This window comes from Pseudoteredinibacter isoporae (assembly GCF_040372805.1).
Classification (GTDB): domain Bacteria; phylum Pseudomonadota; class Gammaproteobacteria; order Pseudomonadales; family Cellvibrionaceae; genus Pseudoteredinibacter; species Pseudoteredinibacter isoporae_A.
In genome coordinates, this window is the sequence record NZ_BAABWJ010000001.1 from 558,000 (window position 1) to 570,077 (window position 12,078).

At 51.1% G+C, this 12,078-nt stretch carries 11 protein-coding genes; 6 read left to right on the forward strand and 5 right to left on the reverse strand.

Annotation, left to right across the window (positions count from 1 at the left end; translation table 11 throughout):
• Positions 1 to 13: 13 nt before the first annotated feature.
• The 5 genes from ABWW03_RS02545 to ABWW03_RS02565 form a co-directional block, all read right to left on the reverse strand.
• The gene (locus ABWW03_RS02545) at positions 14 to 1,177 is read right to left on the reverse strand and encodes a phosphoglycerate kinase (protein ID WP_353406180.1); all 1,164 of its coding nucleotides are present in this window, start codon (positions 1,175 to 1,177) and stop codon (positions 14 to 16) included.
• Positions 1,178 to 1,200: 23 nt separating this feature from the next.
• Positions 1,201 to 2,223 (reverse strand): type I glyceraldehyde-3-phosphate dehydrogenase, encoded by a 1,023-nt coding sequence (gene gap / locus ABWW03_RS02550; RefSeq protein ID WP_353406181.1) that lies wholly within the window; start codon positions 2,221 to 2,223, stop codon positions 1,201 to 1,203.
• 66 nt (positions 2,224 to 2,289) lie between these two features.
• A complete protein-coding gene (gene tkt / locus ABWW03_RS02555; protein ID WP_353406182.1) occupies positions 2,290 to 4,293 on the reverse strand; it encodes a transketolase in 2,004 nt (667 codons plus the stop codon).
• A gap of 353 nt (positions 4,294 to 4,646) precedes the next feature.
• Positions 4,647 to 6,026 carry a M16 family metallopeptidase gene (locus ABWW03_RS02560; protein WP_353406183.1) on the reverse strand — a complete coding sequence of 460 codons (1,380 nt, stop codon included), beginning with the start codon at positions 6,024 to 6,026 and terminating at the stop codon, positions 4,647 to 4,649.
• The gene (locus ABWW03_RS02565) at positions 6,026 to 7,399 is read right to left on the reverse strand and encodes a M16 family metallopeptidase (RefSeq protein ID WP_353406184.1); all 1,374 of its coding nucleotides are present in this window, start codon (positions 7,397 to 7,399) and stop codon (positions 6,026 to 6,028) included. Before ABWW03_RS02565 ends, ABWW03_RS02560 begins: the two co-directional genes overlap by 1 nt.
• A gap of 307 nt (positions 7,400 to 7,706) precedes the next feature.
• Here ABWW03_RS02565 and ABWW03_RS02570 point away from each other — a divergent pair, with 307 nt between their 5' ends.
• The 6 genes from ABWW03_RS02570 to ABWW03_RS02595 all read left to right on the forward strand — a co-directional run bounded on the left by ABWW03_RS02570 (position 7,707) and on the right by ABWW03_RS02595 (position 12,070).
• Positions 7,707 to 8,795, forward strand: a complete 1,089-nt coding sequence (locus tag ABWW03_RS02570; protein WP_353406185.1) for a serine hydrolase domain-containing protein — start codon at positions 7,707 to 7,709, stop codon at positions 8,793 to 8,795.
• 26 nt (positions 8,796 to 8,821) lie between these two features.
• A complete protein-coding gene (locus tag ABWW03_RS02575) occupies positions 8,822 to 9,124 on the forward strand; it encodes a hypothetical protein (RefSeq protein WP_353406186.1) in 303 nt (100 codons plus the stop codon).
• Position 9,125: 1 nt separating this feature from the next.
• Positions 9,126 to 9,506: a cupin domain-containing protein gene (locus ABWW03_RS02580; RefSeq protein ID WP_353406187.1), complete on the forward strand. Its 381-nt coding sequence runs from the start codon at positions 9,126 to 9,128 to the stop codon at positions 9,504 to 9,506.
• A 72-nt stretch (positions 9,507 to 9,578) separates the two neighbouring features.
• A complete protein-coding gene (locus tag ABWW03_RS02585) occupies positions 9,579 to 9,983 on the forward strand; it encodes a ubiquinol-cytochrome c reductase iron-sulfur subunit (RefSeq protein WP_353406188.1) in 405 nt (134 codons plus the stop codon).
• A gap of 184 nt (positions 9,984 to 10,167) precedes the next feature.
• Positions 10,168 to 10,455 (forward strand): hypothetical protein, encoded by a 288-nt coding sequence (locus ABWW03_RS02590; RefSeq protein WP_353406189.1) that lies wholly within the window; start codon positions 10,168 to 10,170, stop codon positions 10,453 to 10,455.
• Between the two features lie 103 nt (positions 10,456 to 10,558).
• Positions 10,559 to 12,070, forward strand: a complete 1,512-nt coding sequence (locus ABWW03_RS02595) for an efflux RND transporter periplasmic adaptor subunit (RefSeq protein WP_353406190.1) — start codon at positions 10,559 to 10,561, stop codon at positions 12,068 to 12,070.
• Positions 12,071 to 12,078 lie beyond the last annotated feature (8 nt).

The following is a 12,078-nucleotide window of genomic DNA, read 5'->3' on the forward strand; positions in this document are numbered from 1 at the left end:
CAATGGTTAAAAATTATTGTGCTGCGCGGGCTTCTAAAATCGCGACCGCAGGTAAGGTTTTACCCTCAACATATTCCAAAAAGGCGCCTCCGCCCGTTGAGATATACGACACTTTGTCAGCGATCTCATATTTATCAACGGCGGCCAAAGTGTCACCACCACCAGCAATCGAAAAAGCATCGCTCTCGGCAATGGCCTGGGACAACGCCTTCGTCCCCTCACCAAACTGATCAAATTCGAACACGCCCACCGGGCCATTCCAAATGATGGTCTTGGCTTCAGCCAGAATCTTGGCCAGTTCCGCGGAAGCGTCCGGGCCAATATCAAAAATCATATCGCTGTCATTAACATCGCTCGCGCTTTTCAGCTCCGCGGCCGCGCTTTCAGAAAACGCCTGACCAACGACAACGTCGGAGGGTACCGGGATGTCGCACTTTTCCATCAAGGCTTTGGCATTGGGAATCAGATCATTCTCGCACAGAGACTTGCCCACATTCTGCCCACTGGCCGCCAGGAAAGTATTCGCAATACCACCACCGACGATCAACTGGTCCACCTTATCAGACAATGACTCCAGAACCGTTAACTTGGTGCTCACTTTGGAACCGCCAACAATCGCCACCATTGGACGTGCCGGCTTATCCAGCGCCTTCGCCAGAGCATCCAATTCACCCGCCAGCAAAGGGCCAGCACACGCTTCAGGAGCAAACTTGGCCACACCATGGGTCGACGCTTGGGCCCGGTGTGCGGTACCAAAAGCGTCCATCACGAAGATATCGCACAAGGCCGCATAAGCTTTAGCCAACTCATCCTCGTCTTTCTTTTCGCCCTTGTTAAAACGAACGTTTTCCAGCAAAACCAGCTCACCTGCCTCAAGCTCTACACCCTGCTGCCACTCTTTCACAACGTTCACCTCACGGCCCAACAAAGCCCCCAGGTGACTGGCAACCGGTGCCAGTGAAAACTCTTCGGAAAACTCACCTTCAGTAGGGCGACCCAAGTGGCTCATGACCATTACCTTCGCACCAGCGCTCAATGCCAGCTCGATGGTGGGCAATGCCGCACGAATACGCGCATCGGAAGTCACTTTGCCGTCTTTCACTGGTACATTCAGGTCTTCACGGATCAAAACCCGTTTACCTGCCAGATCCAGCTCGCTCATCTGTTTAACAGCCATGGTGTGTTGTCCTCAATATAAATTTAGAATTTTTTTGCCCAGTACGCCGCCGTATCAATCATACGGTTGGCATAGCCCCACTCATTGTCGAACCAGGTAAGCACCTTGACCATACGTTCACCGGCCACGCGGGTTTGCGTAGCATCCACAATACTTGAGCGAGGGTCGTGATTAAAATCACAGGAGGCCAGCAACTCTTCGGTGTAGCCCAGCACTCCGTCAAACGCAGTGTCTGCAGCTTCTTGCAGAACGCGGTTAATGTCGGCCGTGGTGACATCGTTTTTCATGACCACCGACAAATCCATTGCCGACACATTCACCGTTGGCACGCGCATAGCCTGGGCCTCAAAACGCCCCGCCAGTTCGGGCAGAAGACGATCTATGCCCTTCGCCAAACCGGTGTCTACTGGGATCATGGATTGAATCGCGCTGCGTGTTTTGCGCAAATCGGTATGATGATACGCATCGATGACCGGTTGATCGTTCATCGCCGAATGAATTGTGGTGATAACACCGCTATCGATACCGAAAGCGGCATTCAATGTATGAATCACTGGAACAATACAGTTCGTAGTGCACGAGGCATTCGAGACAATGGCCTCATGGCCATTCAACTGATGGTGATTGACACCGTAAACGATGGTGGCATCGACTTCAGCCGTCGCGGGCTGAGAAAACAGCACGTGGCGAGCGCCTGCCGCCAGATGCTGCTCAGCCGTTTGGCGATCATTAAAAGCACCGGTACATTCCAACACCAGATCAATATCCAGTTCCGCCCAGGGCAATTGTTGAATATCCGCTTGATGCAAAACGCGAATGCGCTGCTCATCGATATGCAGTTGATCATTCTCGACGGCCACCGCCGCAGGAAAGCGGCCGTGGGTGGAATCGTACTGGGTAAGGTGTGCGATGGTGTTGCAGTCGGCCAGCTCATTAATGGCCAACACCTGCAAATGGCCAAAGCGTCCCTGTTGCTGGGCTTCAAATAAGGCCCGCAGCACGCAGCGGCCAATTCGGCCGTAGCCATTGATAGCTATCTTCGTCACGCTCACATTCACAGGTCCAGCTAGCGGTCGAGGCGATAGGGCCTCGACCTGAAAGAGGAAGACCGTTTAGTCTTCCAGCAACTCTTCAACATTGGCAACGACGTTGTCGACGGTAAAGCCAAAGTGCTCCAGCAATACATTGCCAGGGGCAGATTCACCGAAGGTGCTCATGCCAATCACTCGACCTTCAAGGCCGACAAACTTGTACCAGTAATCTTCGTGAGCCGCTTCGATGGCCACGCGGGCCGCTACTTCAATGGGCAGCACAGACTGTTTGTAGTCCGCATCCTGTTTGCTGAAGATTTCCGCACAGGGCATGGAAACCACCCGTACCTTACGGCCCGCCGCCGTCAATTTGTCGGCCGCATCTACCGCCAAGCCTACCTCGGAACCTGTCGCGATCAAAATAGCGTCCGGCTCACCGTCGCTGTCTTTTAATACATAGGCACCTCGACCGATGTCCGCCAGCTGCTGATCATTGCGCGGCTGGGGTGCCAAGCCCTGACGAGAGAAGATCAACGCACTTGGGCCATCGCGACGCTCAATCGCGCTTTTCCAGGATACCGCCGACTCCACCGCATCGGCAGGGCGCCAGGTGTTCAGGTTCGGGGTCAAACGCAGGCTGGCAATTTGCTCAACCGGTTGGTGAGTGGGGCCGTCTTCACCCAAACCAATGGAATCGTGGGTGTATACAAAGATGCTTTGCTGCCCCATCAACGCCGCCATGCGAACTGCATTGCGCGCGTATTCCATAAACATCAGGAAGGTTGCGCCGTAATTCACGAAACCACCATGCAATGCAATACCGTTCATGATGGCACTCATGCCGAATTCACGCACACCGTAAAACAAGTAGTTCCCGCTGGCATCGTCGGCAGAAACCCCCTTCGAGCCACTCCACAGAGTCAGATTGGAACCGGCCAGATCGGCTGAACCACCCAGTAATTCAGGTAACATCGGGCCGAAAGCGTTCAGACTGTTCTGAGAGGCCTTACGAGATGCAATCTTTTCAGAAGCGTCCTGGCACTCCTTAATGTAAGCATCGGCTTTTTCACTGAAATCGGCTGGCAAATCGCCCTTGATAACACGACGCTCAAACTCAGCCGCCAGCTCTGGGTGGGCCGCTTTATAGGCCGCCAATTTCTCTTCCCACTCGCGCTCCGCTTTGGCGCCAGTGTCCTTGGCATCCCAAGCACTGTAGATATCTTCGGGGATCTGGAAGGCATCGTGCTCCCAACCCAGCGTTTCGCGGACCAAGGCGATCTCTTCGGCACCCAGAGGTGCACCGTGACAATCTTCTTTACCCTGTTTGTTTGGAGAGCCAAAACCAATCACTGTTTTACAGCAGATCAAGGTTGGCTTGCCTTCTTCTGCACGGGCCTGCTCAATCGCATCCTTGATCGCGGCGCTGTCGTGACCATCAACGGACGGAATCACCTGCCAGCCATAGGATTCAAAGCGCTTGGGCGTGTCATCGGTGAACCAGCCCTCAACTTCACCATCAATGGAAATACCATTGTCATCATAGAACGCAATCAGCTTACCCAGACCCAATGTACCCGCCAGGGAACAGGCTTCGTGGGAAATACCTTCCATCAAACAGCCATCACCCAGGAAGCTGTAAGTGTAATGATCCACGATATCGTGGCCATCACGGTTAAATTGAGCCGCCAGGATTTTCTCGGCCACAGCCATACCCACAGCATTCGTGATGCCCTGACCCAGAGGGCCGGTCGTGGTCTCGACACCGGGCGCATAGCCATATTCAGGGTGACCGGGTGTTTTGGAGTGCAGCTGACGGAAGTTTTTCAGCTCTTCGATCGGCAACGCGTAACCGGACAAATGCAGCAAGGAGTATATCAGCATGGAACCGTGACCATTGGACAAGACAAAACGGTCGCGATTAGCCCACTCGGGGTTCGCTGGGTTATGCACCAGATAATCGTTCCACAGCACTTCGGCGATATCCGCCATGCCCATTGGGGCGCCTGGGTGGCCGGAGTTGGCTTGTTGAACGGCATCCATACTCAAAGCACGAATTGCATTGGCTAGCTGGTTGCGGGAAGGCATAAAGAGCTCCTGAGAGGGCGAATAGGTCAAAAAACACACAGCCTGAGGCTGGAAAATGGGCGCTATTTTCCCTTTTCTTGGGGGGCAGGTAAAGGCCGTTAGGAAAGATTTCTTGATGCGCTAAACCCTACAGTGGTGCGGGCTTTGAACGAGCTTGGCAAAGTCGACGATTTGCCCAGGAGCTTTCCCAACTGAGCGGCGCACCGACCGCTGTCCATGCGCGGGGAAAGAACGAATAAGGTGCCAGAACATGTCGAGCGCCCAATACAAAACCGGCCGCAGAAGCGGCCGGTTTTCCAGTTCGTCCACAGAGTCCCAAAGTCCTGGGGAAGGACGAACTCTGAGGCGGGCGATCAGTGATAGAAGTCCTTGATGTCCACTTCAATCACTTCACCGTATTGTTTGGCTTTTTCACGAATATCATCGGCCTTGCCAATTAACACAAACTGCAGCTTGTCACGCGGGAATTGCTTCTTGGCCAATTGATTCGCCAGCGCCACATCCAGGGCACCGACTTTGGCTTCAAAGTCGTTGATCATTTCATCCCCCAAATCAAAGGCCCACATGCTGCCCAACAAACTCGCCAACTGAGAAGAGGTTTCAAAACGGGGCGGAAACAAGCCCTTTACGTAAGCCTTGGCAGAATCCAGGGTTTTCTGATCAATGCCCTGCTCCCATAAGCGCTGATAGGTTTTCAGAGCCAGGTCGAGTGCTTCGAAGGTGGTTTCTGTCTTGGTAAATGTGCTGATACGAAACAAACCCGCTTTGGATTCCTTATCGAAACGGCTGCGCGCACCGTACGTTAAGCCCGAATTCACTCGCAGTTCATCATTTAACCAAGAGGTGAAACGCCCTCCCAAAATGGTATTAATCACCGACAACGGCACTTCATTTTCATCACCCAGGGCAATACCCGGCCCACCGATAACAAAACGCGTTTCTTTGGCATCGCCTTTGTTTACCAGCAATACGCGTGCTGTCTTGGGCACATCCACCGTCGCAACCGCCTGTTTGGCCTTGGCTTTACCCGACCACGTTGAAAAATACTTGGTCAATTTGGCTTTCATCGCCTTGGGTTCAATATCACCAACAACAATAATGGCCGCATTATCTGGCTTAAAATAATCCCGATAAAAGCCTTTGATATCATCGCGCGTCATCGCAGCAACCGTTTTCTCATTACCAGAAGCAGGATTGGCGTAGGGATGATTACCGTAGTACAAGTGATTCAACAAATCGCCCATCATCGCTCGAGGACTCTCGCGATTTTGTTTCAGCAAAGCGCCCAAGCGTTTTTGATATTTGTCGATTTCAGCCTGATCAAAATCCGGGCGTAACAACATGTCGGCCAACAGAGGCAACATCACATCGCCGTCTTTTTTCGCGTAAGACATGCTGAGCGTGGTCACTTCCGTTCCAGCACCACCACCAAAATCCGCGCCGTAGAACGCAATCTCATCTTCCAATTGGATTTTGCTTTTGCCGGCCGCACCGAACTTCAAAGCTTCCGCCGTGAATTCTGCCAGACCGTATTGCGCCCCGTCCTGGACCGAACCGGCCTTCACGGCCACAAGCACATCCACCAAGGGCACCTCGTCCTGGCGCATAAGGTAAACGTCCAGGCCATTATCCATCGTGTATTTTTCATAGTCAGGAATGGAAAATGCCGCCAGGACTAGCTGGCTCGCAAGTAAAAGACTTGAGAAGAGGCCATATTGAGTAAAACGCTTCATTATCGATCTCCCTCTTTACTGTCAGCGTGCTTGTCCAAAACAATGACACTGCGATTGGCCTTGCGGAAATAAGTCTTCGCTACACGTTGGACATCCTTCGCACTCACCTTGGCCATATCCTTGGAGGCATCAAACATTTTTTTGTAATCACCAAAATAAATTTGATACGTGCCCAAAGTATCAGCCTTACCATTAATGGTCGACAAAGTGCGATACAAACCAACCTGAGCCTGGTTTTTCACCTTCTGCAGTTCTTTGTCACTGACGGGCTCAGCGCTCAGTTTAGTCAACTCCTCTACGATGCCTTTTTCCAGTGCTTCCACGGATACGCCTTCCGCCGCTGTAGCAAAGATATAAAACAGGTTTGGATCAATACTCTGCGGGAAATACGCCCAGACGTTCGTTGCCAATTGCTTTTGATCCACCAGAGCGCGGTTCAAACGAGCACTGTCATCACCGCTTAAAATACTCTCGACCATTGCCAGAGAGTAGTAATCCTCATGGCGGCTGTTAGGCACATGGAAACCCATCATGATGTTGGGGCTGGATACCGATTCTTTTTGCACATAAGCCCGACGCTCACCCTTTTGTTCCGGTTCAACCGTATGAATTTTACGGGGCTCCGGTTGGGCGGGAATATCGCCCAGGTATTGTCTGGCCAGACGTTCCACTTCTTTGGAATCTACATCACCCGCGATGACCACCAGGCCATTATTTGGCGCATAGTAGCGGCGATGATATTCACGCAGGTCCTCGATACTCCAGTTGTCAATATCGGACTGATGTCCAATAACCGGCCAACTGTAAGGATGCGCTCGAAACGCAATGCCTTTCAATTCCATCATCATCAAACGAACATTGGAGTTCTCAAGCCCGGTGCTGCGTTCTGAAGTCACCACACCACGCTCACTTTCGACCATCTTTTCATCGATTTTCAAATGCGCAATGCGATCGGATTCCAGATCAAAAATAGTTTCCAGTGCACTCGCCGGGAACCAGTCGGTATAAACCGTTACATCCTCAGTGGTGTAGGCATTGTTGGCGCCGCCGTTGGCTTCCATAACGCGGTCAAATTGTTTGGGACCGTATTTTTTTGCACCATTGAACATCATATGCTCGAAGAAGTGGGATAGCCCTGTGATACCAGGCACCTCATTACGAGAACCGACCTTCCAAAATAAGTACATGTTGGCATTGGGAATGGAACGGTCTTCCAACACCATAAACTCCATACCGTTTTTTAAAGTGAAGGTATTCACGTCTTCGGCAGTGGTCTGAGCAGACAGCTGTGTCGTCAGTCCCAAACTGAGACCGGCCCCCCAAACCAGCAAGCCTCGCTTTAAACTGCGGGCCCATGCTTGATATCTTTGCATTTCGCTTCCTCTAGTGATTGTTCGTAAAGCTGTGCGCTTCGGCATTATGATTGGCACGCCAATTCTTAACAAGATCGTGTGACCGGAAACGCGTTGAACAGTGTCAATAAACCGATTTTCAGTTTTCCACACAGTTACCGCTTTGAAATAATGATAATATGGCCCAAGACCTGCTCATCTAAATTGAGCCGCGTATTAGCTTTAACGAACGACCCTGAGAACCCCTCTGAAACAAGGGACTATTTAAATGAAAAATGTGTCGATAGTTAAAATCGTCATCGCTCTGTGCTGCTGGAGTCTAAGCCTTATGAGTTCTGCTCAATCTAGCGATTTACAATCCGTCCTGGAAACCGAACTCAAACAACATCTGCAATCTTCAGGCTTGATTGGTATCGGCGGAGTGGTCATTCATAACAACACCATCCAAGCCCTGGCCAGCGAAGGCCTGCGGAAGAAAGGCAGCCCAGAAACGCTGACGGTGAATGATAAATGGCATTTGGGGTCGGTAACCAAGTCCATGACCGCTACGGTCATTGCTCGCCTCGTCCAAAAAGGCCTGCTGAGCTGGGAGCAAAATCTTGATGCAATTCCCAGTGGTGAAGACAGCCGGCACAGCGACTGGAATCAGGTCACTTTAAAGCACCTGCTGCACCACAGTTCCGGGGCGCCCGCGAACTTCTCTTTGTCCCTGCTTTTTAGTGACGACCCGGAAACCGCCGAGGCCCTGCACAAAGAAAGACTGCAAGCTGTGCAAAGCATATTAAGCAAAGCCACCGACAGCCAGGCGGGTACAGCGTTTCAATACTCCAATGTGGGCTACACCATCGCAGCGGCACTCGCCGAACAAGTCAGTAATAAAAGTTGGGAAACCCTGATGCAAGAGGAGCTGTTTGACCCTCTGGCTTTGAACTCTGCTGGTTTTGGCCCGCCAAAGGACAACAGCGATGGCATTGATCAGCCCAGAGGGCACAAATCGATATTCGGATTTAAGTTTTCCGTACCCACCACCTCAGACAATCCTAAAGTGATGGGCCCGGCCGGCAATGTTCATATGAACCTCAGCGATCTGGCGCGTTATGCCCAGGAACATATGAAAGGCGCGCGTGGAGAGAGCGATTATTTAGAAACAGCGCTCTATCAGGAACTGCACACCGCCCAACTGGACAGTTACGCCAAGGGCTGGGTGATTAAGGCACACGACCCATTAGCCAACGGCCAGGTGATATGGCATAACGGCTCCAACACAATGTGGTATTGCCTGCTGACTTTGCTGCCCGCTCTGGACACGGCGGTGGCAATTACTGTCAATGAGGGAAACATCAAAAAAGCCGAATCCAGCGCCGTAGAAATCACCCGCGCACTGATAAAAGCGATGGGACACTCTTCAACCCACTAAACCGATGACATGTGAGGAAAGCGATGATGAACGACAAGATAACATTCCGTTTGAAGCAAAGTCTCAGTGTTGCTGCACTGACCGTCGCCGTCATAATCAGCACACCAAGTACAGCCAATCCTTTTGTCAAAGATCCACTCACCCATGAGCTGGAACGCCAACTGCACATTAAGATGCGCGCCAATGCGGCGATTCTCAATGATGAGCAATTTATTAAGGACAAGGCGAAATATATTCGTAAGTTATTTTTGGCCTTGAAATCAGAAGGCTTTAATGACAAACAAGCCTTGGAACTGGTCAAAGCCAGCCTGCATGAGGACAGTTTTTAAGATGCCAAACGAAACCCAAAAATCTGTGTCGCTGGGTGAAAAATTTTCTCTGTTCGACGAACATTGGTCCCCCAAGATCATTGCGGAGTGCAATGGCCAATTGGTCAAAATCGCCAAGGGCAAAGGCGAATTGGTTTGGCACAGCCACGAGAATGAAGATGAATTGTTTTTCGTCCATAAAGGGCAGCTGACACTGAAACTGCGCGATCGGGAAATTGTTCTCAACCCTGGTGAGCTTTTTGTGGTCCCCAAAGGGGTGGAACACTGCCCTTTGGCAGAAGAAGGCACTGAAATTTTGATGTTCGAACCGGCCAGCACAGCGCACACCGGCAAGGAACAAACCGAGCAAACCGTCGCCCAGGATAAACAACCTTGGATTTAACACCCCACATTCACAAAAGACCTGCGCTCAATGAAGAAAGGTTCATTGAAAAAGACAAATGAAAGGGAAGACATGAAACGCCGTGATTTTATAAAAAGCAGCAGTGTTGTTGGCAGTAGCGGCTTGCTGTACGCCTGTGGCGGACGCACCATCACAGCCATGAAGGTGCCCCAGCAAGGCTCCATTCTAAGCATCAGCAAGTCAGCCATCAAAAGGGGTCAGCTCTTGGTTGCCCACCCGAACGAACGCTACCCCATCGCGATAGCCCAATTAGATGATGGCAGCTATACCGCCTGCCTGATGAAATGCACGCACCAACAATGTGAAACCGCCCCCGATGAGTCCGGCTATATCTGCCCCTGTCATGGCGCTCGCTATGATAAGCACGGCAAGGTCATCAAGGGTCCAGCGGAGAATAACTTGACTCGTTTCAAACTGCGCGACCAGGGTGATGAACTTCAGCTGGAACTGACTTAGAAAAAACGGGTCGTATTTACATTGATAAACAATTGCCCTAGCATTAAACCGTCACTGAACTCAAAACACGCGATCAAAATCTTTTATGTTTAGGTCCTTTTCACAAGCGCTGATTACTGCCGCGATGCTGATTGCCTTCTTGGGCCAATCACTCGTGTATGCTCACGCTGACTGTGAAATGCCAATGGACACACCTCACGCCACATCCCATAACAATATGGGACACGCCTCTCTGCACGCTCATGACGAGATGAATCACGACACTGTGATGGATGCCGGAACGGCTGACATGGCGGATTGTTGTGGCGCTGAATGCTCGTGCCCCAGCAGTTCCTGCTCCAGTATTTCCTCATTAACCAGCAAGCCGAATACCGTCCCCCTGGAAGGAAACAGCAATGTACGGTTTCGTTATTCATTGAAATACCCCAAAACCTTTAGCGCCTCTCTCTTTCGCCCACCCATCGTCCTCTAACACAGAATCAGTGCGCCCAAAATTCGTGTACTGACCACCTCTTTCTGTTACTTACGTTTGCGCAACCGCGTAGAAACAAGCCCGGTGTTAGCTGGGGACGACTATGAACATGACATTATTGAAAGCATTTATCATTTTGCTGTTGGGTACCGCCATTGGCTTTACCTGGTCGCATTTCCGATCAAGCCCTGACCCATTACCGCTACCCGATATCGACTCAACGAAGAAAAAGCCGCTGTATTGGGTAGCGCCCATGGACGCCAACTATCGTCGAGACCAGCCAGGAAAATCTCCGATGGGCATGGATCTGATTCCAATCTATGACGAGGGGAGTAATCGCCAAGACCACGGCCCTGGTGCCGTAAAAATTGCCGCCCACATCGTTAATAATCTGGGCATCAGAACGGCTCAGGTTGAATCGAAAACTTTACACGATGACATTTCTACCGTTGGTTATGTGCAGTACGACGAAGACAAATTGATTCACATTCACCCCAGAATCGACGGCTGGGTGGAAACCCTCTATGTGAAAGCCGCCGGCAACCCAGTCAAAAAGGGGCAAGCGCTCTACACCCTCTACTCTCCTGAGCTGGTCAATGCTCAGGAGGAACTGATGATTGCCCTCAAACGCCAAGACCGCTCCCTGATCAAATCAGCTCGCAATCGAATGACGGCCTTGCATTTGTCCACCGAGTTTATTCGCGAGCTCGAAAGAGAACGTGAAGTTCAACAAACCATTACCTTTTATTCTCCACAGGAAGGCGTGGTCTCTGATTTAAACATAAGAGAAGGCTTCTATGTGCAACCCGGCAATACCCTGCTGAGTATTGCCCAACTGAACCAAGTGTGGGTTGAAGCGGAAGTCTTTGAGCGCGATGCGGCACTGATTCGCAAAGGACTTCCCGTTACCATGACACTGGACTACTTACCGGGCAAACTCTGGCAAGGTATGGTGGATTATGTTTATCCAAGCTTAAACAATAAAACCCGTACTCTCCGTGTTCGATTGAAATTCGATAATTCGGACCATCAACTTAAACCCAATATGTTTGCGCAGATTGTCATCCATGCGAACAAGCGCGAGCACGTCACCTTGGTCCCTAAAGAGTCGGTCATTCGAACGGGCAAGCAAGATCGTGTCGTTCTGGCCCTGGGCGATGGTCAATTCAAATCCGTTGCTGTCAAAATCGGTCGAGTCAATACAAACGACATTGAAATTCTCGAAGGCCTCACTCCTGGTGACACCGTCGTGAGTTCGGCTCAATTTCTGATTGATTCAGAATCCAGCAAAACATCAGATTTCAAGCGTATAGACTCTAAACATAGAGACAGCAGTACCAGCGACTCGATTTATGAACGAGCCACAGTGACAGGTCGCATTCGGAGTATCGACCTTAAGAAGCGACACATGAACATCGACCGCGACGCCATTGCACAATGGAACAGACCCGCAGCGAATGCTGATTTTCTGGTCGACAAGGGGGTTCATCTCGAACCTTTTCAACCGGGTGACTTGCTTATCTTCACCTTTGAAGTCAGGGAAAACCTCACCATTGTGGACATCAGTCCTGCCAGCGGCGAGCGACTGACCACACAACAGCCAGAAGCACAGTGAGGGCTGAA

What these genes read in the sequence shown, in the direction of transcription:
- ABWW03_RS02565 (WP_353406184.1), bottom strand. Translation starts at nt 7,399, where the DNA reads ATGCAAAGATATCAAGCATGGGCCCGCAGTTTAAAGCGAGGCTTGCTG.
- ABWW03_RS02575 (WP_353406186.1), top strand. Translation starts at nt 8,822, where the DNA reads ATGAACGACAAGATAACATTCCGTTTGAAGCAAAGTCTCAGTGTTGCT.
- ABWW03_RS02590 (WP_353406189.1), top strand. Translation starts at nt 10,168, where the DNA reads ATGGACACACCTCACGCCACATCCCATAACAATATGGGACACGCCTCT.
- ABWW03_RS02570 (WP_353406185.1), top strand. Translation starts at nt 7,707, where the DNA reads ATGAGTTCTGCTCAATCTAGCGATTTACAATCCGTCCTGGAAACCGAA.
- ABWW03_RS02580 (WP_353406187.1), top strand. Translation starts at nt 9,126, where the DNA reads ATGCCAAACGAAACCCAAAAATCTGTGTCGCTGGGTGAAAAATTTTCT.
- ABWW03_RS02560 (WP_353406183.1), bottom strand. Translation starts at nt 6,026, where the DNA reads ATGAAGCGTTTTACTCAATATGGCCTCTTCTCAAGTCTTTTACTTGCG.
- ABWW03_RS02595 (WP_353406190.1), top strand. Translation starts at nt 10,559, where the DNA reads ATGAACATGACATTATTGAAAGCATTTATCATTTTGCTGTTGGGTACC.
- ABWW03_RS02545 (WP_353406180.1), bottom strand. Translation starts at nt 1,177, where the DNA reads ATGGCTGTTAAACAGATGAGCGAGCTGGATCTGGCAGGTAAACGGGTT.
- ABWW03_RS02585 (WP_353406188.1), top strand. Translation starts at nt 9,579, where the DNA reads ATGAAACGCCGTGATTTTATAAAAAGCAGCAGTGTTGTTGGCAGTAGC.
- tkt (WP_353406182.1), bottom strand. Translation starts at nt 4,293, where the DNA reads ATGCCTTCCCGCAACCAGCTAGCCAATGCAATTCGTGCTTTGAGTATG.